The sequence below is a fragment of the Rhizobium sp. Leaf262 genome (assembly GCF_001422245.1).
Taxonomy (GTDB): domain Bacteria; phylum Pseudomonadota; class Alphaproteobacteria; order Rhizobiales; family Rhizobiaceae; genus Agrobacterium.
Map to the genome: position 1 here is coordinate 103,735 of NZ_LMMM01000001.1, position 24,515 is coordinate 128,249.

Below are 24,515 nucleotides of genomic sequence, written 5' to 3' on the forward strand. Positions count from 1 at the left end.
GCGAAAACTGATGACGGAAACCACGCCTTTGAGCCTGCATGTACCGGAACCTGCGGTGCGACCCGGCGGCCAGCCGGATTTCTCCAACGTCAAGATACCGGCTGCGGGTGCCGTGCCGAAGCCCGACGTGGATGCAGCTCCGGAGACGATGCGCGACCTGGCTTATTCCATCATCCGCGTTCTGAACCGGCATGGCGAAGCCGTCGGTCCGTGGGCGGGCACGGTTTCGGACGAGGACTTGCTGACGGGCCTACGCAACATGATGCGGCTGCGTGCGTTCGATGCGCGCATGGTGATGGCGCAGCGGCAGGGCAAGACATCTTTCTACATGCAGCATCTGGGCGAAGAAGCGGTGAGCTGCGCTTTTCGAAAGGCCCTGTCGAAAGGCGACATGAATTTTCCGACCTATCGGCAGGCCGGATTGCTGATTGCCGACGACTATCCACTCGTCACCATGATGAACCAGATTTTCTCCAACGAGATGGACCCTTTGCACGGGCGGCAGATGCCGGTTCTTCACTCCTCCAAGGAACACGGGTTTTTCACCATCTCAGGCAATCTGGCGACGCAATATGTGCAGGCGGTGGGTTGGGCGATGGCGTCTGCCATCAAGGGCGATACGAAGATCGCCGCCGCCTGGATCGGTGACGGCTCGACCGCCGAATCAGACTTCCATTCCGCTCTCGTTTTCGCCTCGACCTACAAGGCGCCGATCGTTCTCAACATCGTCAACAATCAGTGGGCTATTTCTACCTTTCAAGGCATCGCGCGCGGCGGGTCGGGCACCTTTGCCGCCCGAGGGCTCGGCTTTGGGATCCCCGCGCTGCGGGTCGATGGCAACGACTACCTTGCTGTCCATGCTGTGGGTCTATGGGCCGTGGAGCGGGCGCGCCGTAACCTTGGACCGACATTGGTCGAATATGTGACCTACCGTGCCGGTGCCCATTCGACATCGGATGATCCCAGTGCTTACCGTCCCAAGGCCGAATCTGAAGCCTGGCCACTTGGAGACCCCATTTTGCGCTTGAAGAACCATCTCATCTTGCGTGGCGTGTGGTCGGAAGAGCGGCATGAGCAGGCGCAGGCCGAAATCATGGACGAGGTGATCGACGCGCAAAGGGAAGCGGAGAGCCACGGAACGCTGCATGCGGGTGGAAAGCCCTCTGTTCGCGATATTTTCGAAGGAGTCTACGTGGAAATGCCGCCGCATATTCGCCGTCAGCGTCAGAAGGCAGGATATTGATATGAGCAGAATGACCATGATCGAAGCGGTGCGCAGTGCCATGGACGTATCGATGGCGCGCAGTGACGATGTCGTCGTCTTCGGCGAAGACGTTGGATATTTCGGTGGTGTATTTCGTGCCACGCAGGGTTTGCAGGCAAAATATGGTCGCACGCGCTGTTTTGATGCGCCCATCAGCGAATCCGGCATCGTTGGAACCGCCATCGGCATGGCGGCCTATGGCCTGCGGCCCTGCATCGAGATCCAGTTCGCTGATTATATGTACCCGGCTTACGACCAGATCACACAGGAGGCGGCGCGCATAAGATATCGTTCCAACGGCGATTTTACGTGTCCTATCGTCATCCGCATGCCGACGGGCGGCGGGATTTTCGGTGGACAGACACACAGCCAAAGCCCTGAAGCCCTGTTTACGCATGTTTGCGGACTGAAGGTGGTGGTTCCGTCTAATCCGTACGACGCCAAGGGATTGTTGATTTCCGCGATCGAAGACCCCGATCCTGTGATGTTTCTTGAGCCGAAGCGGCTCTACAACGGACCATTCGACGGACATCATGATCGCCCCGTCACGCCATGGTCCAAGCATACGTTGGGAGAAGTCCCAGAAGAGCACTATTCCATTCCCATCGGCAAGGCGGAAATTCGTCGCGCAGGCTCTGCGGTGACCGTGATCGCTTACGGCACGATGGTGCATGTGGCCCTTGCTGCGGCAGAAGAAACGGGCATCGATGCAGAGGTGATTGACCTCCGCAGTCTCCTTCCTCTCGATCTAGACTGCATCGTGCAATCGGTATCGAAGACTGGTCGTTGTCTGATGGTCCATGAGGCGACACTCACGTCCGGTTTTGGTGCGGAAGTTGTAGCGCTGGTGCAGGAGCACTGCTTCTACCACCTCGAAGCACCGATCAGTCGCGTGGCCGGGTGGGATACGCCTTATCCGCATGCGCAGGAGTGGGACTATTTTCCCGGTCCCGCTCGTGTCGGTCGCGCACTCGCCGAACTTATGGAGGCATGACCATGACGGATTTTGTGCTGACGATGCCTGATGTCGGGGAGGGGGTGGCAGAGGCTGAGGTCGTGGAATGGCATGTTAAGCCCGGAGACCCCGTGCGTGAAGACATGGTTCTGGCTGCGGTCATGACCGACAAGGCAACGATCGAGATTCCTTCGCCTGTTGCCGGTGTCGTAACGTGGGTTGCGGCAGATGTGGGTGAAACCGTGGCGGTTAAGGCGCCGCTGGTTCGCATCGCAAGGGAAGGCAGCGAAATCGCGGCTCCAGCAGACGCCGACACTGTCGAAACACCACAGCCGAAGCCAGATCAGCCAGCCTCGCCGACTGCGCCATCACTTCCGACCAAGGACGTGCCGGGTCTAAAGTCGCAAAAACCCGTTGCAGCCCCGGCTGTCCGTCGCCGTGCAATAGAAGCTGGCATCGATCTTCGTCAGATCGAGGGAACCGGTCCGGCCGGGCGGATAACCCACGAGGATCTCGACTCGTTCACCGCTCCCGGCAAAACGTTGGCAGAAACATCCGGCCTTGTAAAAAGGACGACGGTGGAAGAGGTCAAGATCACCGGCCTTCGCCGGAAGATCGCTGAAAAAATGTCACTCTCCGTCTCGCGCATTCCACACATCACCTACATCGAAGAGGTCGACGTCACCGATCTCGAAGAGTTGCGCGCCAAAATGAATGAAGGCCGCAGGGACGATCAGCCAAAGCTGACGGTACTGCCGTTCATGATGCGTGCCCTTGCAAAGACCATTGTCGAACAGCCCGGAATGAACGCGACCTTTGATGATGCAGCGGGTATCGTCAGCCGCTACGGAGCCGTTCACATCGGCATCGCCACCCAGACGCCAGCGGGGCTCGTTGTGCCGGTGGTCCGTCACGTCGAGGCGCGCAGCATATGGGATAGCGCGAAGGAACTTGCGCGCGTAGCCGATGCCGCCCGCGATGGCAGCGCACAACGCGAGGAATTATCCGGTTCAACCATCACCATCAGTTCACTGGGCGCTTTGGGTGGTATTGCGTCGACGCCTGTCATCAACCACCCGGAGGTGGCCATCATCGGCGTCAACAAAATCGTCACGCGCCCGGTCTGGGATGGCAACCAGTTCATACCCCGCAAGATGATGAACCTCTCTTCCAGCTTCGATCACCGCATTGTCGATGGCTGGGACGCAGCGCGCTTCATTCAGCGCATCAAAGCGCTTATCGAAACGCCTGCATTGATCTTTATCGAAAGCTGAGGGCTGGCATGAAAGAGATTACCTGCAAACTTCTTGTCATCGGTGCCGGTCCGGGCGGATATGTCTGTGCCATTCGTGCAGGCCAGCTGGGCATCGATACCGTCATCGTGGAGCAGGCAAGACCGGGCGGGACATGTCTCAACATTGGTTGCATACCGTCGAAGGCAATCATTCATGCAGCCGAGGTCTTTCACGGTGCCCGGCAAATGGCGGCGGGCTCGACCATGTTCGGGGTCCGGGTCGAGACGCCGAGCCTTGCTCTTTCCGAAACCATGGAGTGGAAAGACGGGATCGTCAGTCGTCTCAACAACGGTGTTGCAGCGCTGTTGCAAAAGGCGAAAGTGAAGGTTGTCGAAGGAAGCGCAAGGTTCAAGGACGGGAAAACCGTGCTGGTCGAGACGGTGACCGGTGTGCAGACCGTGCGTGCTGAAAATATCGTCATCGCAACAGGCTCGGTTTCGATGGAATTGACAAACCTGCCGTTCGGCAACAACGTTCTGTCATCCGCAGACGCATTGTCGTTGCGCGACGTGCCGAAACGGCTTGCTGTCATCGGTGGAGGTTATATCGGCCTGGAACTGGGCACGGCATTCGCGAAGATGGGTGCCGAGGTTACGGTCATCGAGGCCACAGAGCGCGTCTTGCCGCAATATGATGCCGATATCGTCAAGCCTGTCGTGAAAAGGCTGGGGCAGCTCGGTGCGACCATTCTGACCGACACCAGAGCAGAGAGTTTCGATGGTGCTCAAGTGACCATTGAGGCCAAGGGGCAGGCGCAGCGAACCTTAGCCGCCGACAAGGTGCTTGTGACCGTTGGACGCAAGCCACGCACGGAAGGTTTTGGTCTGGAGGAGCTGGATCTCGATATGGCGGGTGCGTTCATTCGCATTGATGAGCAATGCCGCACATCGATGCGCGGCGTCTTTGCCATCGGCGATATCACAGGAGAGCCGATGCTCGCACATCGCGCTTCGGCGCAGGGAGAGATGGTCGCAGACGTCATTGCAGGTACGAAACGGGCTTGGGACGCGCGCTGTATTCCTGCTGTCTGCTACACCGATCCGGAGATCGTCTGTGTCGGGCTGTCACCATCGGAGGCGCAGGCGCAAGGCGTCGACATATCCATCGGGCAATTTTCGTTCACCGCCAGCGGACGCGCTATGACCATGGACGACGACCGTGGCTTCGTCCGTGTGGTATCCCGTGCCGACAATCATCTCATTCTGGGTGTCCAAGCCGTCGGTGCAGGCGTTTCCGAGCTCTCAGGCGCATTTGCGCTGGCCGTGGAGATGGGCGCGCGGCTTGAAGATATCGCGGGCACGATCCATGCGCATCCCACACGAAGTGAAGCCTTCCATGAGGCCGCGCTCAAAGCGCTCGGTCACGGGTTGCACGGATAGGCGCATTATTGACAGGGAGGCATTCATGACATCCATCGGATTTATCGGGCTTGGTCATATGGGCGGCCCCATGGCTGCAAATCTGTTAAAAGCGGGCCATGCTGTACGGGGCTACGATCTGGTTGCCGAGTTGCTCGATACAGCCGCCGCGCAAGGTATCCTGCCAAGCCATTCGTTGGAGGATGTGGTCGAAGGCTGTGATGTCGTCATCACCATGTTACCCGCTGGCAATCACGTCATTTCCGTCTGGAATCAGCTTGTAGCGGTGGTGCCGGCTGGCACGCTGCTGATAGATTGCTCGACGATCGACATCGAAAGTGCTCGTGTGGCCCATAATTTGGCGCAGCAACATGGATGCCCATCACTGGATGCACCGGTGTCGGGAGGAACTTCCGGCGCGCAGGCCGCCAGTCTGACCTTCATGGCGGGCGGTGAAGACGAGGCCTTCGCCGCAGCCAAACCTCTATTGCAGGCCATGGGAAAGACCATCATTCACTGCGGTGGTGCCGCCATGGGGCAGGCGGCCAAGATTTGCAATAACATGATCCTTGGTATTTCGATGATAGCGGTCTCGGAAGCCTTCATTCTGGCTGACAAGCTTGGCCTCTCGCAGCAATCGCTTTTCGATGTTGCTTCCGTATCGTCCGGTCAATGCTGGTCGCTGACGACCTACTGCCCGGTGCCGGGTCCGGTTCCGACTTCACCGGCAAACCGCGATTACCAGCCGGGCTTTGCCGCCGCGCTGATGTTGAAGGACCTGATCCTTTCCCAGGACGCCGCTGCAACCGCTGGCGTCACGACGTCTCTCGGCCACGAAGCCATGGCGCTGTATCAGCGGTTCAACGATGCGGGCGGCACCGCGAAGGACTTTTCTGCGATCATAGAGATGTTGCGAAAATCACAATAGTACACCGGCCGAGACCGTATCGTCTCGGGGCCAAGACCGCGACTGGGGTGCTATAAAGTTTCAGCAATGGCCAGCGCGAACGGACGATAGGTTGATGATCTCGGCTTTCGAGAGATCGACATCCAGTTCGCTCTGCAGCGCCGCTTGCAACGCCTGCTTGGCAACGTCGATATACCAGCTGGCAGATGGCGCGCCGAGGGTTTCCGCAACACCTTCTGCATAGGTCAGCATATTGATGAGCGTGAGGAAATCTTCCTGGCGTTCATTGATTTCGGCATCGGTTCTAAAGGACGTCATTTGAAAACTCATCTTGGGGTTGTTGTGATTCTTTCTACGTCCATAATGAACTGGATGCGCGTTGCAAAACCGTTGCACACGCAGAGCTTGATTTTAGTGGTCAACTGTTCGCCTGTGCGTCGATCAAAAATACATCTTGCGAAATAACGGCGTCGCGTTGAATTGCCAGGGATCCGACGGCGACGACTTGCGGCTGCCCGTCATTGCTTCGAGCAAGGCGATAGCGTCTTGGCGTTTCTGATCCGTCCAGCATATGTCGATCATCGGCTGTAGCGTTGCGAGCTCAATGCCCGCCAGTTCTGCGATACGCTTCCAGCTTCGGCGTTTGAAGAAAAGAGCGCGTGCTGCATCCCGCAGTCTCTGACACATCGCTTCCTCCAACATATGGCGGGAGAATAGGGTGTCGATGGTGGCTTGCGCGTTGACAAGGGGGATCGTCAACGGCGAATAACCAAGTTCGGCAGGGCCAAAAAGCAGTGCCACATCGGCATCATCCACCCGCAGACCCGAAGCATAATCCTCAAATATCCTGCCGATGCCGATCATGCCGAAAGCAGAGCATTCTGCTGCACGCAGCGCACCCATGCTGGCTGCTCCGAAGACTATAATGTTTTTTGACAGGGCAAAGAGCAATTCCTTGTGCCAGACCGGGGCAACGGAGCCGAAGTTGCCGTCAATCAGGCCGATCGACGTCGCTCCATCGGCCAAGGCCCGCATGACGTCTCCTTGTGCGGCGGGCGGACGAAACTCCATATCTGTGGACACCAGGGCGCTGGCATCTGGAAGGCTTGGGCCGACGAAAACGATCTTCATCACAGAGCCCTGGAGAGGGCGCGGTTGCCGAAACGACGGTGGCGGTCACCGTCCGGATTTTCGAGCTGCGGCGCTATGACCTTGACCACGAAGGCTGGCAGCCAATCGGGTGCGAGATCGACCGCGTAGAGTTGAGTGATACCTGACGTCCCGAGTCTTGCGAGCACGGTTTCAAGGGGCGATGTACCGGGAGTGACGTTCAGTGATGGTAGCGTCTGAAAATCTCTGCAAGCTTCGGCTTCCATCGCCAGGAGCGTGGATGGATCGGCTTTTCGCACAAACATATTCGGCAACAGATCGTCTCTTGCGCCGGCAATAAAGGTCATTCTGGACTGCACGGCCTCGGTGATCGCTCTGCTCGCCGCAGCCAATGCAGACAGGGATGCACCAGCACCAAGTGTTATATCGACATGCCTTACCTGACCGCGGCTTCGGTTTTTTGGACCCAACAGTGCCACGACGCACGGAATTGCAAGATCCGTGGTGATGTCGAACAGAGCGATCTCCAGGCCCGCGCCTGCGATTTTCTCCAAGGCTTGCTGGATATCCGGATATTCGATGGTCTTGGGATCGATAGCCGAGTGGTACCGTTTGCGTGCTGGCGTTACCTGCCAAAGCGTCAAAGCATCCCGTTCGACGCGTTCCAATACGGCGTGCAAAAGCGCCTCGTCGCGGGTATTGCCCGAGGCCAAGCCGTCGGAAGAGCGCCAGTATCTTGGATTCTCCAACGTTCGGTCAAGGTGAATTGCCTCGAACGGCAACCATGGCCGATGGCTAGTCAACAGCTGCTCTGCCTGCATCCATTCGATATCTTCTGACGGCGCTACGGCTCGCGCATGCGGAGATAAAAGAAGATCAAGCGAGAAAACGAGCTCACCTTGTTCCTCCAGCCATGCTCGATTGGTCAGCACCCGTTTGCAAGCGGGGTTGGTCGCAACCGACCGCTCGATTGCCTCCATCACAGCCGATGTTTTGGCAGCATCGTCATCCATGCCCTTGCCTTGGGCGATGACGACTGCTTTTGCATTCGGCGTATAAGCACACCAAACGGGAATGCCGATATCGTCGAGACCTGTTTGCCGCGCAAGTCTCGTTATCCCAAGTCGACCAAGAAAGGGTGCAACTCTATCGAACGTTTCGCTTGGAGAGCACGCGCGGTAAGCGTCGACCGGCACAACTAGCCGTCGCCTTCGTGAACTCCGTGTACGCCGGTGCTATCCGCAGAGGCGGCAATCGCGAAGTCCACGCCCTTTGTGATGGTGACGCCCGATGCGCGCAGCGACGCTGCGTTCGCCAGCTCACCGGAAAGTGGCTCCTGAATGGCGGTGATCGTTCCAGCCTTCAAATCCGCCTGCCAGAGGGCCGCCTCACCCGAAATTCCTAAAATAACAACCTGAGTCATTCGATTCCCAATTAAAATCCGGCCTTTTTCAAGCCGTCACGATACATCTCGGTTTGCCACATTTCCTTGTGGGGAATCACGGCAAGCCAGCGATCCAAATCGAAACTTGGATTGTCTTCGAAGACTCTTGCACGATATACGCGAGCTTTGTCAACATCTCCCAACATGCCGTAGCAGGCAGCAGCAAGGCGCGCGGCTGGCCGTTTGTTGCTCATCTGATTGATGTAACCCAGCGACTGGTCGAACTGGTTGAGGAAGTAGCTGGCGCTTGCTGCTGTCCAGTAATAAATATCCGGCGATATAGGGTTGAGATCGATGGCCTGCTTGATTTTGATGATGGAGCTGGCAGGGTCGCTGTTATGGTTGAGCGTGTCTGCATAGCTGCACAAAACATCGGCATATTGCGGACTGAGGGTTTCGGCTTGAGACAATGCCGCCAGACTGTCGTCAATTTTTCCCATAAAAAGCCGGGAAACGCCAAGTTCCTTGTAACCGTTGGACGATTCCTCGTTCACCGCAATAGCGCGATCGGCAAGCCGTTCCGCGTCGATCAGCAATTGATCGTCTCCACGCGCGGTCAACAGCCATTCGACGCTGAGCGTGCGGGATAGGCCTGCAAATGCTTCCGAGAAATCGTTTCCGTGCTCCAGCGCTTCCTTGAAATATTTGCGCGCACGCCGGACAGACGGGAGGTTGATGTTGGAGAGGGATTGCAGCCCCTTAAGATACAGAAAATAAGCTTCCGGGCGCTTCGAGAAATCGGCCCGCGCGTTCTGGTGCGAGCCGATCTGCACCGTCAGTTCACGTTGAATGACTGCGGCAATGTCGATGCGGTGGGATGCGACGGCGATGGGCGACAGTTCGAAGCGTCCGGCCCAGATGATTTCTTCGGTCGGCGTGAAGATCAATTGCATAAACAGGTGCGTGTCGTTGCGCCGACTGTCGAGTGCATAGACCACCTTGTGGCGCTCGAGAACCGCAGCTTTGTCCTTCGATGCCTGAATGCGCGCGGACGTGTATGGTGCAACAACCGAAACCGTGCGGCTGCTGCAGAGCCCTATCGTCAGATCCTCGATCAACGCATCCGCAATCCTTCCATCCGGGTTGGTCCCCGTTGCGGCGGCTGGCGGAAGCAGAGCGATGCGTGGGTGTCCTGAAAGCGTTTGCGCAAAAGTCTGCGCGACAGGCTGGACAGTCTCGGCAAATGACATCGGCGTCGCTGGTACGGTCGCAGGCTCGAGCGGTCTCGTGCTCAGTCCGGAAGACAGAAGGGCCCGAATGTCATGGTCATCCGGGTCAGCCTCAAGCAGCAGGATTGCCGCGCGTTTCAAATCCGAATGCGCGTCGGGATGGCGCTGCTGCAAGTTGATCATGTCGAGAAACTGCGCGCGCAAGTCGCCAAGAATACGCAGCCTGACATCGCGGATCCATACGTCGAGCCCGGCTTTTCCCTCACCAAAGCCGGGAAGGAACTGCATGGCTACAGCGTCGCACAGCGCTTTGAGACGCTCCACCGGTGTTCCCGTGATATCGAAGTCGCCGCTCAGAACTTGCCGATCGACCGAGATATGGGTCGTGTCGATCAGCATGACGGGGCTGGATGCCTCTAACGTTGCCTGCGAAAACCGGCGCAGAGTCGAGCGCAAGTTCGTCGATGCGGCATCGGGATTGCCCGGCCAGAGCAGATTGGCGGCGTCCCTTCTTCGAACAGGCTTGCCGACATCGAGCAGATAGGCCGCCAATAGGAGAGATTGCGCTGGCACGTTCACCACGTTGCCCGCTTCATCTTCCAGATTGCATCGCCCTAGTGTCGCTAGTCTGAAAGCCATATCGTTCAGTGGGCAAGGGGCGCGGACGTCTCGGTCGTCTTTTGTATCTCGCTAGTGTTGGAGGTGCTCAGCGACTGAACGAGTTCGAGGACGCGGCGGCGCACGCGGCTGTCTTCAATGCCGCAGAAAGCCTTGGCGAGCGAGATGCCTTCCTTGGAGTTGAAGAACTGCGACAACATGCTGGGCACAGCCAGCGCTCTGTCTTCAGTGGCTTCCGGCGTTCCCTCGAAAAAATACGAGATATGAACGTCCAGCAGTTCCGAGATGTGCTGCAAACGGCTGGCGCCGACGCGATTGGTGCCCTTTTCGTATTTCTGAACCTGCTGAAACGTAATGCCCAGTCCATCGCCAAGCTTTTCCTGGCTGAGGCCCAGCATCACGCGGCGAAGTCGAATGCGGGACCCCACATGTATATCGGTAGCATTGGGTGATTTCTTCATGATGAGACGAACTCCAGAATCTGATAATTGGGATAAGACTGCCTTAAAGTTGCAATGATCGCAACGGGTCGACAGCTTGAATCCAGTGTGTATTTTCAAAGAATGCCTGGTATCACGCTGAAAACCGTGCTGTCAGCGACAAGATGCTTCGGATCGGCCCACCCGGGTCGACCACTAATGCGATGGTGCGGGCGGCATCGGCTTCAGAGTGTTCATCAGTGCGCCGTAAGGCAGCAGCATGACCAACCCCACTAGGACTTTAACGGTCAAATCTCCCAGTGCCCAAGATATCCAGCGCGGGGCCTCGTAGGCAAAGAGTCCGAGAACCGGTGCGGTTTCGACGGCAAAGGCATCGTTCGGCCCGATGAAGGAGAATGTGGCCGCAAAGGCAACGGAGAAGAAGAGTGCAGTGTCCAAGACGGAGCCGAGCATCGAACCCGCAAGCGGTGCACGCCACCAGCTTTGACGGCGCAGACTGTTGAAGACTGAAATGTCGAGCAATTGACCTACAAGATAGGCTGTGCCCGACGCAACGGCTATGCGCGGAATGGATGTCCAGAAAGACAGGGTGACGCCGACGATAAAGCCCGCCAGAACCACACGTCTTGCGATGGCAGGGCCGAACTGCCGGTTGGTCAGGTCAGTCACCAGAAAGGCGATGGGGTAGGTGAAGGCGCCCCAGGTTAGGAGATCAGCGAGATTGATGCCGAACAGCGTGCCGGACAGGGGATATTGAACAAGGATGTTCGAGGCCACCACGACCAGCGTCATCAGAAGAACGTAGATAAGCGTAAAGCGCAGGTAGGGCATTTTTTTATCCTGGGTGATGCCACCAGTTGGAGCCGAATTGAAAACAAGCAAAAGGCTTGAGCGGCACATGCCATTCAAGCCTTCTGAAAGTCAGTGATGTTGAAACTGCAATTAAGCAGCAGCAGTTTCAACAGTCTTCTTTGCGATCTGACGACGCAGCAGACGGGCGCGCATCGAAAGATCGTTTTCGCTGGACTTCAGCAGAAACGCATCCAGGCCACCGCGGTGCTCGACAGAGCGCAGAGCAGCAGCAGAAACGCGCAAACGGAAGCGCTGGCCGAGAGAATCGGAAATCAACGTAACCTGGCAGAGGTTCGGAAGGAACCGGCGCTTGGTTCTGTTGTTGGCGTGGCTGACGTTGTTGCCCGTCTGGACGCCCTTGCCGGTCAATTCGCATACACGGGACATGGGTACACCTATTTGTTGTCGTCTGTTTCACCAGCGGCCTGCTAACCGGCAAAGTCCGGTGCGCAATCCATCTGGCAATGATTGGAAAGTTGCGGTTCTATAGTCAGACAGGAACTTGCAGTCAAGCCGCTCGCTCTTTTTTGTGAGCGATTTCACCGCATTTCCGCGTCGCTCCGCTTTTTTATTGCCATAACTCGGCGTATATCATCGCCGCAGAGCGCGACTTTTTCGGCTCGTTGAGGTGTTACCTGAATGAATGTCAAGGCACAAAGGTTTTTCATGGCCGCCGCCCTTATCGTGGTGGGCGCGTCCCCGACCATGGCTGCGGAAACGCGACATGACAGCGAATACTCCATCAATCTGGGTGTTCTGCCGATTGCGCGCGCCAATTTCTCCACCAGAATGGACGGAGCGACCTACTCGATTTCAGGATCGTTCAGCGCGGCTGGGATCGCCAGCGTGCTCAAAGACATTTCTGGTCGCACCGTCGTTTCCGGTGCAAAGCGCGGAAACCGTATGCAGGCGAACGAATATTCCCTGGTTTACAAGGACGGAAAGCGGACGCGCACCTATGATGTGCAGTACCGAAACGGTAACGTTACCTCTACGACGGTCAAGCCGGAGCCGAAAGCACGTCCCGACAATTGGGTCGATGTGAAGGACCGCGATCTCCGCTCGGTACTGGATCCTATTTCAGGGCTTATCTTTCCGGTCGGAGGACGCATCTGCCCCAGCAGGCTTCCGATCTATGACGGCGAGTCGCGGCTGGATCTCGTATTGAGTTCCGGCGGCACGAAACCGTTTACCACCAACGGATTTACCGGTGATGCAATCGTCTGCAACGCGCGCTACGTTCCCAAATCGGGCTTCCGCAAGGGTCGGAAAGACATCGAATATCTAAAGTCGATCTCGATGGAAATATGGTTCGCTAAGGCTGGCGACATGAATGTCTATGCGCCCGTCTACGCCCGCATTCCAACCAAGGTCGGTCAGGTCTATATCACTGCGACGAAATATGGTGGCTGAACCTCAACCCGGTGCCCAGCCGGGTTCAGCCATCACGAAGCTCTCGAATGTGAAACCGGGCGCGACCGTGCAGCCGACGAGCGTATAGTCGCCCAGTGTTTCCGCCGACTGCCAGCAATCTGCTGCAACGATGGCTTGTGGCCTCTCTCCTTCCAGAACGGATGGGCCGAGCCTGACCGTTTCCGTTGCCTTCCCATCGACACTCAAGTGCAACAGAAGGGCTGCGCCGGCATAATAATGCCAAATCTCAGCTGCGTCGATAACACGGTGCCAATGCGAGCGCTGACCCTTTTCCAGAAGATAGTATATAGCCGTTGAGTGGCCTCGTTCCCCTTCGGCGGCATCGCGGAATGTCTGGCGGTAGTACCCCCCTTCCGGATGGGGCTCCAGGTCGAGTTCACGAATGATGTCGGCAACTGATAGCGTGGTTTCAGTCATTAGAAACTATCTTTCCGGCTTCTGATCTCGGCAAACACCTCTGCATCTGTGGCATCCGGCAGGCCAAGATGGGAACGAATGCCTTTATCCGCAACGCGCATGTAGGGATTGGTCTGTTTCTCTAGCCCGATCGTCGTGGGAATGGTGAACCCGCCTTTGTTCCGTAACGCTTCGACCTCGCTTGCGCGCTGCTTCAAAGCTGCGTTCTCGGGATCGACGGTCACTGCAAAACGGGCGTTGGACAGAGTGTATTCATGGCCGAAATAAACCTCGGTGGAATCGGGTAACGCCATGAGTTTTTGAAATGAGTGCCACATATCGGCGGCGGGGCGTTCGAAAAGACGCCCACATCCCATGGCGAACAGCGTGTCGGCGGCAAAAAGCAACGCGTCATCCGGGAAGTGGTAACAAATATGTCCAGCGGTATGGCCTGGCGTCGCGATGACCTGAACACGCCTGCCAGAGAATTCGAATTCGTCACCATCTGCTGCGGAGCGGTCCAGACCAGGTATCGCGATCGCCTCGTCGTGCGGCCCGCGAATTTCGCAGGTGTATCTCTCCTTCAGAGTCAGATTGGCCTCGACATGATCCTGATGGTGATGTGTCGTAAAAACATGGGTAAGCTTCCAGCCGCGGCGATTGAGCGCCTCGATAATCGCGGCTTCCTCGGGCGCATCGATCGAAACCGTCTCGCCGGTGTCGCTGTCGTGCAGAAGAACCCCAAAATTATCGCTGCGACACAAAAAGACTTCTATTTCCAACGGCTTCATCTTTTCCCTCCATCTGCTGCGCACAGGCTATCGTGCCGTCAATGTAGGCCACCATGGCTTGAAGTCCAACCGGGGGCTGCTACATTCTGTCGATGAACACCGATATTGTCGATCTGCGCGAATTCTATCATTCTCCGCTTGGCCGCTCCGCCGAGCAGGCGATTACCATGGCGCTCTCGACATTGTGGCCACCTCTTCCCGATGAGCGGCTGGTCGGTGTCGGATATGCAGTGCCTTTTCTCGACCGCTTCCGGCATGACACCGAGCGAACCTTTGCTTTTATGCCAGCCGGGCAGGGCGCGGTAAACTGGCCCGCGGGAGAGCTGTCGTCGACCGCGCTTGTTTTTGACGAAGAATTGCCGCTGCCCGACTCTTCCATAGACCGCGTCCTGATGGTGCATTCGCTGGAGTTTGCAGAAAATCCGCGTGAGACGCTCAAGGAATTGTGGCGTGTTCTTGCGCCCGGTGGGCGGCTGGTCATCGTTGTGCCGAATAGACGTGGCGTGTGGGCGCGTGTCGAGCATACGCCGTTCGGTTCAGGTCGTCCTTACTCACGGGGCCAGTTGACATCTCTGCTGCGCGAAACGAATTTCACGCCCGGGGCAACGTCTGAAGCGCTGTTCTTTCCCCCGTCCAAAGTCAGATCGGTTTTGAAGTTTCGCCGCTATATGGAAAGTACAGGGCGCAAGCTGTGGCCGGTGTTTTCCGGCGTCATCATCGTGGAAGCGCAGAAGCGGCTTTATCAGGGCCTGCCGGTCAGTCAACGGGCATCACGACGGGTTTTCGTGCCAGTGATGGCACCACAGGGAATGCCCACCACCCGCACTTCGCCGCCTTCGCAAAAGCCGCGCTGACCCTCGACAAAGCGCCTATTCCGGTCTAATGCCTCCGGCATTGTCTTGCCGGTCTTCCGGCGTTTTTCAAAGGTCGATGAAATGAGTGCAGAGCTTAACAAACCTGTCCCGCGCCCCGGTATTCTGGATATCGCAGCTTACGTTCCCGGCAAGGAACATGCAGACGGCGTGGCCAAGGTTTACAAGCTCTCCTCCAACGAAACGCCGCTGGGGGCAAGCCCGAAAGCCATCGAAGCCTTCAAGGCGGCGGCCGCGAATTTGGAAATCTACCCTGATGGTCAGGCAACAGCGTTGCGACAGGCCATTGCTGACGTGCATGGGCTGAACACCGCCAACATCTTGTGCGGCAATGGTTCGGATGAGCTGCTGGGGTTGCTGTGCCATGTCTATCTCGGCGCAGGCGATGAGGCGATCATTACCGAACACGGATTTCTCGTCTACAAAATCCAGATCATGGGTGCGGGCGCGGTGCCGGTGACAGTGAAGGAAAAGGATTGCACCGTCGATGTGGACGCAATCCTTTCTGCCGTGACGCCGAAAACGAAAATGGTTTTCATCGCCAATCCAGGCAATCCGACCGGGACCTATGTCCCGGTCTCGGAGATTCGCCGTCTTCAAGCGGCGCTGCCGGGGCACGTCGTTCTCGTACTTGATGCTGCCTATGCCGAGTATGTTCGCAAGAACGACTATGAGGCAGGGCTTGAACTGGTTTCCGGCAGCAGCAACGTGGTCATGACGCGCACTTTCTCGAAGGTGTACGGTCTGGCAGCGCTCCGGGTCGGCTGGATGTATGGTCCCGCGGCCATCATCGACGCCTTGAATAGGGTGCGTGGTCCGTTCAACCTGAACGCTCCAGCCATTGCAGCTGGTGCGGCGGCCATTCGTGATCAGGCTTTCATGCAGCAGGCCGTCGCGCATAATCTTGAATGGATCGAGAAGCTGACACAGGCCTTCGGCGACCTTGGTCTTAAAGTGACGCCGTCGGTTACCAACTTCGTCCTTATCCACTTTCCCGATGTCGATGGCAAACGCGCTGCCGATGCGGACGAATTTCTGACTCGACGCGGGTACATATTGCGCGCCGTTCGCAGCTATGGCTTTACCAACGCCTTGCGCATGACGGTTGGATCGGAAGAAGCCAATATCGGTGTCATAACCGCACTCAAGGAGTTTCTGGGGAGTGATCGATGAGTGCCGCCCTGTTTGAGCGTATCACGCTGATCGGTATCGGCCTGATTGGCTCGTCCATCGCTCGCGATATCAAGGAGCTCGGCATCGCGAGAGAGGTGGTGGTTTCGACGCGTAGCGAAGAAACCTTGCAGCGCGCAAAAGAACTTGAACTTGGCACATCCTATACGACGTCTGCTGCAGAGGCGGTCGATGGTGCAGACCTGATCATCGTTTCGGTTCCCGTCGGTGCATCCGGCGCTGTCGCTCAGCAGATTGCTCCTCACTTGAAGGCTGGTGCCATCGTCACGGACGTCGGTTCCACAAAAGCGTCGGTTATCGCCCAAATGGCACCGCATATGCCGAAAACGGTTCACTTCATTCCTGGCCACCCGCTGGCGGGTACGGAAAAATCCGGCCCGGATGCCGGGTTCACGGGGTTGTTTCGCGATCGGTGGTGCATCTTCACGCCTCTGCCTGAAACGGATGCTCAAGCTCTTAGCCGGCTTAAGGCCTTCTGGGAGATGCTTGGCTCGCGGATCGACGAGATGGACCCGGAGCATCACGATAAGGTGCTGGCAATCGTTTCGCATCTGCCACACATCATCGCCTATAACATCGTTGGCACAGCCGATGATCTGGGAACGGTGACCGAATCGGAAGTCATCAAATATTCCGCCTCTGGCTTTCGAGATTTCACGCGACTTGCGGCTTCGGATCCCACCATGTGGCGAGATGTTTGCCTGCACAACAAGGATGCCATTCTCGAAATGCTCGCACGCTTTTCCGAGGATCTGGCCTATCTTCAACGGGCGATCCGCTGGGGTGAAGGCGACAAGCTGTTCGAACTCTTCAGCCGCACCCGCACCATTCGCCGTTCCATCGTGCAAGCCGGGCAGGATGTGGATGCGCCCGACTTCGGGCGTCACTCCATGGATCAGAAGAAGTAAATTGAACCAACTGCGACCGGCGCAGGGATTGTGCCGGTCAGCCCATACACTGCCGATCAGATCGGTGGAATTTTTCCCAAGGGAATGAAGCCGCTGACGGTTGCGCGACCGCGATCAACTACGAGATCGACCGAAGTCCTGTCGCCACCGCCCGCCAGCGCGCCCAAAAGCTTGCGTGCGGTATCGATGGTGGACTGCAACTGTGGAAATGCCTGCTTGGCATTGTTGGCCCAATCGCCCAGTTTTTCGATTTCCAACTTGAACTGGCCGGACAGATAACCCTGATCGTCGAAGGAGAACGGGCCACTGATACGCATGGTGCGCCCCTCGCCAATATCAAGCATAACACGACGCAGCTCACCATTGGCACCATAAAGTCCGGAGCGATCGCTGCCGTCGATCATTCCCGCCTTTCCGGCCAGGGTCACATCGGCAATCGCGTTCAGGCGCGGAAGAAGTTGTGGCCAGTCCTTGATTACGGTTGAAGCGTCGGTCAGTGTAATGGCGCCGTCGAGGTCCGCACCGTTCTGGCGCAGATGAACTTCCGTCTTGGCAGCATCGAAATCGATGGTTTGTGAGGTGACCGAAGAGACGGCGGTCGCCTTCAACCCGTCGATCACAAGTGCGGTTCGATCAATTCCCTTCAGCTTTTTCACAAGGCTGGATTGAAGGCTGGACCATTGCGCGGAAATACTGAGCCCGTGCTGGGTCTCGATCTTGGCAGGGGAATCGAGTTCCCAGACAACGTGGCCTGGCGCGTAAATCTGCGCCGCTGAACGGAGCGCACCGAAGGAGCCTGAGACACCATTGCGGGTATCAGTGACATCGACTTTCGAGCAGAACAGGCCGATGCGGAAGGGGTAGCCCTTGAAGGCCATGTCTTCGCACTGGGCGCTGACGGGCGCAGTGCCGCCGGGTGCGATGACCCTGACGACGGTTTCCTGAAGTTTATTGGCCGCGTAAAACCAGGCGGCAGTATAGATGGCAACGAAAACTATTATCCCAATCGCGAGAAAAACGAATTTTCTGCTGCTGCGGGATTGGCTTGACGCTGCCATGATGATCTCCAATGGTAATCACAGGTGATTTGGTTTGGCTTGGGATATGGACGATTTTTGGGTCTTTGGCTACGGTTCGTTGATGTGGAATCCGGGCTTCCCGTTTGAGGAACGCCAGCAGGCGCGTCTCTACGGCTATCGGCGTGCCCTATGCATCCGTTCGAACGTGTATCGCGGAACGGATGAAAACCCTGGACTGGTACTGGGGCTGGAGCGGGGCGGTTCGTGCCATGGCGTGGCGTTTCGTGTGGCAGGGGTGAACCGCGAGCCGGTCCTTCAATATCTGCGAGAACGCGAGCTCGTCAGCCATGTCTATAAAGAGCGCGTGATTGCGGTTGGCCTGGCTGATGGCAGGCGGCTACCAGCCCTAACCTACGTGGCCGATATCAAGCATTCGCAATATGTCGGCGGACTTGCACTGGATGAGGCGGCCCACATCGTTCGTCACGCGGCGGGTCAGTCCGGCCCCAATGTCGATTATGTGTTCAATACGGTCAGGCATCTCAAGGAGATGGGAATCCGCGACGTGGTGCTGGAGCGTGTTGCAGCCAATGTCGAAGCTCAGTGCGCTGTCGTGCCCTGAAGCTCCGCCAGCCGTTTCACCGCAGTTGGCGGCAGCGGAAGTGACGGATTATCCCGCGCAGCGTCGAGCAACAACTCGTCACTGGCTTTTTCGGTGACGTCTATCAGTTGTTTGAAAAACACATCCGGGTCGAGACCGGGCTGGATCGCCGGAAGAATACGGACCTTGAAGTGTCCCGGATAGCGCATTGTGGACCTGCGCGGCCAGAAAAGGCCGGGATGCATGGCGACAGGAACGACGGGAACCTGCAGGTCGCGGTAAAGACGCGCTATGCCATAGCGATATTCCGGCTCTGCACCCGGCGCGCGTCGTGTTCCCTCGGGATAGATGATGAGTTCACGACCCTGCGCCATTTCCTGCTTGGCGCGCTCCATGACCTTGAGCATCACTTTACCGCGCGCCGATCGATTGACGGGGATCATTCTCTGCTTGGCGACATACCAGCCGAAGAGCGGAATCCATGTCAGCTCCCGTTTGAGAATATAAACAGGGTCCTTGAGGTTCGGTAGCAGGGCATAGGTATCCCAGAACGACTGGTGCTTCGGCGCAAAAATGCAGCCGGATTCGGGAATGTTTTCCAACCCCTCGATTTCGAACGTCGTCCCGACGATCTTTTCCATGAGCCAATGATTGGAACGCGCCCAAGCCTTGGGAATCTCATAGGCCAGCTTTCTCGGGACGAGGAAATAGATCGGCGTCAGCACGATCATGCGCAGAATGAGGTTCAGATAGAATGCCGTATTGAACAGGATGGAACGCAATCTGAGCATGAAAAAGGCTTCTCCAGGCGCATCCTATAGACATGCTGAAGCGATCTTCACTGTCGTGCGCAGAGCTGAACGCCTACACGAAAACAGGGTGTTTCAGCAAGGCCCATCAGTATGTAGGAAGGCCTTAACGTCAGGTCGACGTTGCACTATTGCGCAGGCCATCTCCTTTGCCGATGCCAGTCAGATCACGGGCGGCGACCGCGACGAACTTGATATATTCGTAAATCATGATGCGAACGACATCCGGGTTGGAGAACCAGTTGGTGCGCGCCAGATCCGAATTGATGACCGGATAGGCAATGAATGTCGTGTCGGGACTGGAGCTTCTCAGTTCGTGGAGGCTGCGATGCATGTGGTAGTTGTTGGTGACCACGACGACCGATAGATAGCCCTTGTCCCTGATCCATTTGGCGGCTTCGCTGGCGTTGCCGATCGTGTCGACGGCCTGATATCCCATGTCGACACAGCAGGCGAAAAGATCAGAGGAACTCTGTGTCATCTTGCGGATCTGAGCGCGCGTCGTGGCTGGATTGACACCTGAAATCAGCAGACGTTTACCGACACCATCGCGTAAGAGCCCAACTGCCTGATCGATCCTGAGATATCCACCGGTCAGGACGATGATGGCGTCGGCCTTGGCGCCGGATGGCGGGCGCATCGAGGCGACGGAATCGGCAAACCACAGAAAGCCGCCGAACAGAGCGCCAAGCACCACGAGGCAGACCAGAAGGACGCTGCGCACGAACCGGCGCAAGCGCCCGCGCCGCGAAAGCAGACCGTTGCGCGGCGTCTGGGTCGGTTGATCATCCGGGCCTGTGCGACTCATTACCATCCGATATCGGTAAGCGTGGATTAAGGCAAGGAACGGGCGGTTGAAGCAACACTGATAGCTTAAACGCCCTCGCTCTTGGACGGGTCCGAGCGAACACGATCAATGTCGTCAATTGTGCGGATGACGGTCACTCTTGCCGTGATCGTCGTCAGCAATGCGATCACCATCATCGTTGCGAAAATACCCAGATAGCCTTCCATTCCGACGGAAAATGAACCGAAAAGCGCGCTTGCCTGGTCGCTCTGCGGTGTCGCAAGCGAGCGGGACTGCCAGAAGCCGGCAGCCAGAAAGACGCCAGCTGCCAAAGCGCTTCCTGCCCCGGAGCCTTTGAGGCTGATCTTCAAAAAGTGCTTTTGAAATTCACGGGCCACGAAACTGCTTTCCGCGCCAACGAAATGCAGGACCTCGACGATATGGCGATTGCCAGAAAGCGCGCCGCGGGTTGCAAAGACCACGGTCAGCACCATGGCGCTGAAAACCAGGATCAAGACGCCAAGGCCGATCATCACAGTGGTATGGGCCATGGAAACAAGACGGTCGACCCATGTCCGGTGGTCATCGAGAAAAGCCTGGGGAATTTCCGCCTTCAGCATGGCACGCATTGCCGCGAAGTCGGGTGGATTGGTTTCGTCAATTGTGATGATTACCAGACGCGGTACGGGCAGTTCGGACAAATCGAGCCCGGCGCCCAGCCAGGGCTCCAGCAAACGCGCGGTCGCTGCCTCATCCATGATGGTGCCTTCACGCGTGCCGACGAAGGACAGAGCCAGATTGCGTGCCTTGTTCAAGGCGGCGTTCATGTCCAGACCCTCTTCCGGTTTTATCTGGATGGTGATTTCGCGGGAAATCTGACTTTGCCAAGTCGACGCAGTCGCCCGTACCATGCTGACGGCACCCAGCGTCAGGCAGGCGAGAAACGCCATGATGGCGATGACGACGATCAACGCATTGCCCTGAATGTTGGAAGGCGGCAGAATTGGCGCCATGGGCCTGATCCGCATCTGCGGCAGTTTGGCTGCTGGCTTCTGTTCGGGTTTAAGCGGCTTTCGGTTCATCTCATTCATAGACGTCGAGCCGCCCTTCGGTCAGAATCATGCGGCGCGCATCCACCTGATCCATCAAGCCAAAATCGTGGGTCGCGATGACGACCGCAGTGCCCAGGCGATTCAATTCCAGAAAGAGATTGAGCAGCCGCTTTGCCATGGGCGGGTCGACGTTGCCCGTGGGCTCGTCGGCCAGAAGGATTTCGGGTTGGTCCATCAAAGCGCGGGCTATGGCTGCGCGCTGTTTTTCGCCACCAGAGAGGATAGGCGGCAGCACATTGACACGCTCTCCCAGTCCCACCCATTTCAAAAGCTCGATCACGTCGTTGCGATAGGCGCTTTCTTCCTTGCCGCGCACGCGCAGCGGTAGCGCGACGTTTTCATAGGTGGTGAGGTGATCCAGCAGTCGGAAGTCTTGAAACACGATGCCGACGCGCCGCCGCAATAGGGGCAGTTCGCTGCGCGGAATGCGCGATACGTCGCGGCTGAACATGCGAATGTTGCCACGTGTCGGCTGCAGCGACATGAGAAGCAGGCGCAGCAACGTGGTCTTTCCAGCGCCGGAAGGGCCGGTCAGAAACTGAAAGGACCCTTTCGGAATATCGAAGGTCATGTCCCGCAGGATTTCCGGGCCCATCCCGTAGCGCAACCCGACATTTTCGAAATGGATCAACGAACTTCCAGTCTTTTGTTTATCATCGTGTAGCCGCCGGTCCGTCCGTCATATCAGGAATCACGTCGGCTGCCCTCAAGCGATCTTTGCGAAGCATTAACCAATTAAATTTACGACTAGGCAGGATTTCATTCAATGCCCAAGTTTTTCGGGGCCGAAACACTGATCGAGGGAACTTCATGGCTATGTTCCGTTCATCCCGCCGGCACGCGACACCTGATTTGGATCTCCTGATGCCTGATGCGCCGCTCCGTCAGACCTGGCGCACGCGCACTAGCAACGACATTCTAGATGCCGAGTTTGTCACGATAAAGGAAACGCCCTTTCGTGACTATGGAAACGACAATCGGCATCGCGCTTATCAACAAGCCAAGCCGCCGCAGTCCGTTTCCGCATTGAGCGCACTTAGGTCTCTGGTTGATTGGATAGACAGAAAACTTTCCAGCCTTTCCGTCGATGGTTACTCGGCCATTGTCGCTGCAGCGGTCGTGGGCGTGTTCTTTATCTCGGGTGGATTTACGATGCTGATGCATCAAAACTCTGCCCGTGCCGCGCCTGTCGATCCTCTTGCGATCACCCATATCTCCGTAACGCCGCAGGATGCGGGTGGCATGGACGTACTGGTGATCAACGGCATCGTGGAAAACAACGGCAGGACATCGCAACAAGTCCCGACCATCCGCGCCGACTTGTTCGCCTCAAAGGGTGAAAAAGTGGCCAGCATGCTGATCGAGCCCCCGGTCACAGAGATGGAAGCCGGTGTGAGCCATGGTTTCTCCGCGAAACTGCGCCATCCCGGTGGAAAAAACCCGGAAATCAAGCTTTCTTTTGCCAAGCCGGGTGTTTCCGAGCGTTGATTGTGCTACCGGACGCCCTTCGTTTCGTTCCTGGCGACAGTCTTGAGAGGGACGTTGCAGCGGGAAAGCGCAGGAGAAAACATGCCCGTCGTTCGTGGAAAAAATATCGAGCCGCTTTACACTGCCGAGCAGATTGCGGAGCGCAATCGCGATCTGGCCAAGCGTATAGCAACTGGCCCCACCAACGATCTGCTGGTGATTGCCGTGTTGAAGGGCTCGTTTATTTTCGCAGCCGATCTCATTCGTGCGCTGCACGATAGCGGGCTGGCGCCTGAAGTGGAATTCATCACCTTGTCGAGCTACGGCACGGGCACGGTTTCTCAAGGCGTCAGGATCGTCAAAGACATCGACAGCGACGTAAAGGACCGTGATGTCCTGTTGATCGATGACATTCTGGAATCCGGCCGCACTTTGCTATTCGCCAAGGAATTGCTCTATGAGCGCGGTGCACGCAACGTCTCGATTGCCGTTCTTCTCGACAAGAAAGTGAAGCGCAAGGAGCAGCTGGAAGCGGACTATGTCGGCTTCGAATGCCCCGACTATTTTGTGGTCGGCTACGGCATGGACGTTGCTTACGCGTTCCGTGAACTCCCATTTGTGGGCGTTGTGACCGGCGACGCGGAGTAAAGTCCGGTTGTTGGAAATCGGCACAACCTCCGGCAATACAAGCATGGATTGTTAACCATGCCGCCCGGATGCCGGGTTCCATTTACCTCTTGCAAAGGGAAATGACCGAGTTTGTTGCTCGCTGGAATGAATACCAGGAGCAATGGAAAATGGCAAAAATACTGATTACTGAAGATGAAGATGCGCTGCGCACATTCGTAGCGCGTGCGCTTCGTCTGGACGGACATGAGACTTACGAGGCCGCCGATGGCGAACAGGGTTTCGAGAAGCTGAGCGAACAGGCGTTCGACCTTTTGCTGTCCGATATTCGCATGCCTGTCATGGATGGTATCGAACTGGCTCATCGCGCATCATCGCAATTTCCGAATCTCAAAATCCTTTTGATGACCGGCTATGCGGAACAGCGCGAACGGGCAGATGACCTGATGGAAAAAATCATCGACGTCGTGCCGAAGCCTTTTGCGCTGCCCGATATTCGCAAAGCTGTTGCGCGTGCGCTGGCCGCTGTTCCGGCTTGAATCGAACAGGCGAGCCTCTCGCCTATTTTTTCAACATATTCGTCAGATTATGAGTTGCCTCAATACTTGAGGAAGCCACGGTTTATTGCCGGGATGTCGCTTCGGTCATGGCATTCAGGCGCGAGACGATCGATGAGAAATCATATGGTTTTGAAAAAAACTCGGCTGAAGCGGGAAGATCGATATCGTCGGGCGTCAGGCGACCGGACGCCACGATGATTCCCGCTTCCGGAAATCTTTTGGCGACGACATGAGCCAAATCTATTCCTGTCATGTCTCCCGGCATCTGAATGTCGGTAAAAAGAAGGTGGACGGTATGTTCGGCGATCAAATCCATCGCCTCATCAGCGGTCTCGGCCTCGATCACGCGAAATCCCGCATCTTCAAGAGCATCGATCAGCGTAAGCCGTATCAGAGGCTCGTCTTCGACCACTAGAACCGTAGGCACAGGACACCTCCATTGATGTATTGTGCTCAAACCCTAGATCATTGAAAGGGTTCCATAAAGTTCAGTGCGCATGGCAGGAGATGCAGGCTTTTTTTGGTATTG

Annotated in this window: 29 protein-coding genes; 13 read left to right on the forward strand and 16 right to left on the reverse strand. The window is 56.9% G+C overall.

Going from position 1 to position 24,515, the window contains the following annotated elements; all coding sequences use genetic code 11:
* The first annotated feature begins 10 nt into the window (after window positions 1–10).
* From ASF29_RS00475 to mmsB, 5 genes are read left to right on the forward strand one after another with little or no spacing between them, the layout of a single operon-like run.
* Window positions 11–1,243 carry a 3-methyl-2-oxobutanoate dehydrogenase (2-methylpropanoyl-transferring) subunit alpha gene (locus ASF29_RS00475; protein ID WP_062447395.1) on the forward strand — a complete coding sequence of 411 codons (1,233 nt, stop codon included), beginning with the start codon at window positions 11–13 and terminating at the stop codon, window positions 1,241–1,243.
* Window position 1,244: 1 nt separating this feature from the next.
* A complete protein-coding gene (locus ASF29_RS00480) occupies window positions 1,245–2,258 on the forward strand; it encodes an alpha-ketoacid dehydrogenase subunit beta (protein WP_062447398.1) in 1,014 nt (337 codons plus the stop codon).
* Between the two features lie 2 nt (window positions 2,259–2,260).
* Window positions 2,261–3,493 carry a dihydrolipoamide acetyltransferase family protein gene (locus ASF29_RS00485; protein WP_062447401.1) on the forward strand — a complete coding sequence of 411 codons (1,233 nt, stop codon included), beginning with the start codon at window positions 2,261–2,263 and terminating at the stop codon, window positions 3,491–3,493.
* A gap of 8 nt (window positions 3,494–3,501) precedes the next feature.
* Window positions 3,502–4,893, forward strand: a complete 1,392-nt coding sequence (lpdA, locus tag ASF29_RS00490; protein ID WP_062447404.1) for a dihydrolipoyl dehydrogenase — start codon at window positions 3,502–3,504, stop codon at window positions 4,891–4,893.
* A 25-nt stretch (window positions 4,894–4,918) separates the two neighbouring features.
* Window positions 4,919–5,800, forward strand: coding sequence for a 3-hydroxyisobutyrate dehydrogenase (gene mmsB / locus ASF29_RS00495; protein WP_062447407.1), 882 nt, complete (start codon window positions 4,919–4,921; stop codon window positions 5,798–5,800).
* Between the two features lie 60 nt (window positions 5,801–5,860).
* Here the strand turns inward: mmsB and ASF29_RS00500 are convergent, their stop codons facing one another.
* From ASF29_RS00500 to rpmB, 8 genes are all read right to left on the reverse strand, one after another.
* On the reverse strand, window positions 5,861–6,097 hold the full coding sequence (locus ASF29_RS00500; RefSeq protein WP_062447409.1) for a hypothetical protein: 237 nt from the start codon (window positions 6,095–6,097) through the stop codon (window positions 5,861–5,863).
* A gap of 123 nt (window positions 6,098–6,220) precedes the next feature.
* Entirely contained in the window at window positions 6,221–6,910 is a 690-nt protein-coding gene (locus ASF29_RS00505; protein ID WP_062447412.1) for a TfuA-like protein, read from the reverse strand.
* A complete protein-coding gene (locus ASF29_RS00510) occupies window positions 6,910–8,085 on the reverse strand; it encodes a YcaO-like family protein (protein WP_062447415.1) in 1,176 nt (391 codons plus the stop codon). The genes ASF29_RS00505 and ASF29_RS00510 overlap by 1 nt, the downstream gene beginning before the upstream one ends.
* Window positions 8,086–8,087: 2 nt before the next feature.
* Window positions 8,088–8,312, reverse strand: a complete 225-nt coding sequence (locus ASF29_RS00515; protein ID WP_062447418.1) for a hypothetical protein — start codon at window positions 8,310–8,312, stop codon at window positions 8,088–8,090.
* Between the two features lie 11 nt (window positions 8,313–8,323).
* Window positions 8,324–10,141, reverse strand: coding sequence for a hypothetical protein (locus ASF29_RS00520; protein WP_156462487.1), 1,818 nt, complete (start codon window positions 10,139–10,141; stop codon window positions 8,324–8,326).
* A 5-nt stretch (window positions 10,142–10,146) separates the two neighbouring features.
* Window positions 10,147–10,581 carry a helix-turn-helix transcriptional regulator gene (locus ASF29_RS00525; RefSeq protein ID WP_062447423.1) on the reverse strand — a complete coding sequence of 145 codons (435 nt, stop codon included), beginning with the start codon at window positions 10,579–10,581 and terminating at the stop codon, window positions 10,147–10,149.
* A 174-nt stretch (window positions 10,582–10,755) separates the two neighbouring features.
* Complete coding sequence (locus tag ASF29_RS00530; RefSeq protein ID WP_062447426.1) at window positions 10,756–11,391, reverse strand: queuosine precursor transporter; 636 nt, start codon at window positions 11,389–11,391, stop codon at window positions 10,756–10,758.
* Window positions 11,392–11,502: 111 nt separating this feature from the next.
* The gene (rpmB, locus tag ASF29_RS00535) at window positions 11,503–11,799 is read right to left on the reverse strand and encodes a 50S ribosomal protein L28 (RefSeq protein WP_062447429.1); all 297 of its coding nucleotides are present in this window, start codon (window positions 11,797–11,799) and stop codon (window positions 11,503–11,505) included.
* Window positions 11,800–12,051: 252 nt separating this feature from the next.
* Between rpmB and ASF29_RS00540 the strand changes: the two genes are divergently transcribed.
* Entirely contained in the window at window positions 12,052–12,825 is a 774-nt protein-coding gene (locus ASF29_RS00540) for a DUF3108 domain-containing protein (RefSeq protein WP_062447430.1), read from the forward strand.
* A 3-nt stretch (window positions 12,826–12,828) separates the two neighbouring features.
* Here ASF29_RS00540 and ASF29_RS00545 read toward each other — a convergent pair whose 3' ends face one another.
* A complete protein-coding gene (locus tag ASF29_RS00545) occupies window positions 12,829–13,263 on the reverse strand; it encodes a cupin domain-containing protein (RefSeq protein ID WP_062447433.1) in 435 nt (144 codons plus the stop codon).
* Window positions 13,263–14,033: a hydroxyacylglutathione hydrolase gene (gene gloB, locus ASF29_RS00550; RefSeq protein WP_062447435.1), complete on the reverse strand. Its 771-nt coding sequence runs from the start codon at window positions 14,031–14,033 to the stop codon at window positions 13,263–13,265. Before gloB ends, ASF29_RS00545 begins: the two co-directional genes overlap by 1 nt.
* Window positions 14,034–14,125: 92 nt before the next feature.
* Here gloB and ASF29_RS00555 point away from each other — a divergent pair, with 92 nt between their 5' ends.
* The 3 genes from ASF29_RS00555 to ASF29_RS00565 all read left to right on the forward strand — a co-directional run bounded on the left by ASF29_RS00555 (window position 14,126) and on the right by ASF29_RS00565 (window position 17,004).
* Entirely contained in the window at window positions 14,126–14,887 is a 762-nt protein-coding gene (locus ASF29_RS00555; protein WP_062447437.1) for a class I SAM-dependent methyltransferase, read from the forward strand.
* Between the two features lie 81 nt (window positions 14,888–14,968).
* Window positions 14,969–16,078, forward strand: coding sequence for a histidinol-phosphate transaminase (gene hisC, locus ASF29_RS00560; RefSeq protein WP_062447440.1), 1,110 nt, complete (start codon window positions 14,969–14,971; stop codon window positions 16,076–16,078).
* Window positions 16,075–17,004: a prephenate/arogenate dehydrogenase family protein gene (locus ASF29_RS00565; protein ID WP_062447443.1), complete on the forward strand. Its 930-nt coding sequence runs from the start codon at window positions 16,075–16,077 to the stop codon at window positions 17,002–17,004. The genes hisC and ASF29_RS00565 overlap by 4 nt, the downstream gene beginning before the upstream one ends.
* A 56-nt stretch (window positions 17,005–17,060) precedes the next feature.
* Here the strand turns inward: ASF29_RS00565 and ASF29_RS00570 are convergent, their stop codons facing one another.
* Window positions 17,061–18,062 carry a DUF2125 domain-containing protein gene (locus ASF29_RS00570; protein WP_062447446.1) on the reverse strand — a complete coding sequence of 334 codons (1,002 nt, stop codon included), beginning with the start codon at window positions 18,060–18,062 and terminating at the stop codon, window positions 17,061–17,063.
* 46 nt (window positions 18,063–18,108) lie between these two features.
* On the opposite strand from ASF29_RS00570, the gene ASF29_RS00575 reads away from it, so the two are divergent.
* On the forward strand, window positions 18,109–18,645 hold the full coding sequence (locus ASF29_RS00575; RefSeq protein ID WP_062447447.1) for a gamma-glutamylcyclotransferase: 537 nt from the start codon (window positions 18,109–18,111) through the stop codon (window positions 18,643–18,645).
* Here the strand turns inward: ASF29_RS00575 and ASF29_RS00580 are convergent.
* From ASF29_RS00580 to ftsE, 4 genes are all read right to left on the reverse strand, one after another.
* The gene (locus tag ASF29_RS00580; protein WP_062447449.1) at window positions 18,624–19,415 is read right to left on the reverse strand and encodes a 1-acyl-sn-glycerol-3-phosphate acyltransferase; all 792 of its coding nucleotides are present in this window, start codon (window positions 19,413–19,415) and stop codon (window positions 18,624–18,626) included. The two genes, ASF29_RS00575 and ASF29_RS00580, sit on opposite strands and share 22 nt — an antisense overlap.
* A 130-nt stretch (window positions 19,416–19,545) precedes the next feature.
* Window positions 19,546–20,247 carry a YdcF family protein gene (locus tag ASF29_RS00585; protein ID WP_062447452.1) on the reverse strand — a complete coding sequence of 234 codons (702 nt, stop codon included), beginning with the start codon at window positions 20,245–20,247 and terminating at the stop codon, window positions 19,546–19,548.
* 59 nt (window positions 20,248–20,306) lie between these two features.
* Window positions 20,307–21,311 carry an ABC transporter permease gene (locus ASF29_RS00590; protein ID WP_062447454.1) on the reverse strand — a complete coding sequence of 335 codons (1,005 nt, stop codon included), beginning with the start codon at window positions 21,309–21,311 and terminating at the stop codon, window positions 20,307–20,309.
* Complete coding sequence (gene ftsE, locus ASF29_RS00595; RefSeq protein ID WP_062447457.1) at window positions 21,304–21,963, reverse strand: cell division ATP-binding protein FtsE; 660 nt, start codon at window positions 21,961–21,963, stop codon at window positions 21,304–21,306. Before ftsE ends, ASF29_RS00590 begins: the two co-directional genes overlap by 8 nt.
* A 185-nt stretch (window positions 21,964–22,148) precedes the next feature.
* Between ftsE and ASF29_RS00600 the strand changes: the two genes are divergently transcribed.
* The 3 genes from ASF29_RS00600 (at window position 22,149) to ASF29_RS00610 (ending at window position 23,965) form a co-directional block, all read left to right on the forward strand.
* Complete coding sequence (locus ASF29_RS00600; RefSeq protein ID WP_062447460.1) at window positions 22,149–22,820, forward strand: DUF3426 domain-containing protein; 672 nt, start codon at window positions 22,149–22,151, stop codon at window positions 22,818–22,820.
* 81 nt (window positions 22,821–22,901) lie between these two features.
* A complete protein-coding gene (hpt, locus tag ASF29_RS00605) occupies window positions 22,902–23,447 on the forward strand; it encodes a hypoxanthine phosphoribosyltransferase (protein WP_062447461.1) in 546 nt (181 codons plus the stop codon).
* A 149-nt stretch (window positions 23,448–23,596) separates the two neighbouring features.
* Window positions 23,597–23,965, forward strand: a complete 369-nt coding sequence (locus tag ASF29_RS00610) for a response regulator (RefSeq protein WP_062448551.1) — start codon at window positions 23,597–23,599, stop codon at window positions 23,963–23,965.
* An 82-nt stretch (window positions 23,966–24,047) separates the two neighbouring features.
* Here the strand turns inward: ASF29_RS00610 and ASF29_RS00615 are convergent, their stop codons facing one another.
* Complete coding sequence (locus tag ASF29_RS00615; protein WP_062447464.1) at window positions 24,048–24,413, reverse strand: response regulator; 366 nt, start codon at window positions 24,411–24,413, stop codon at window positions 24,048–24,050.
* Window positions 24,414–24,515: the final 102 nt, after the last annotated feature.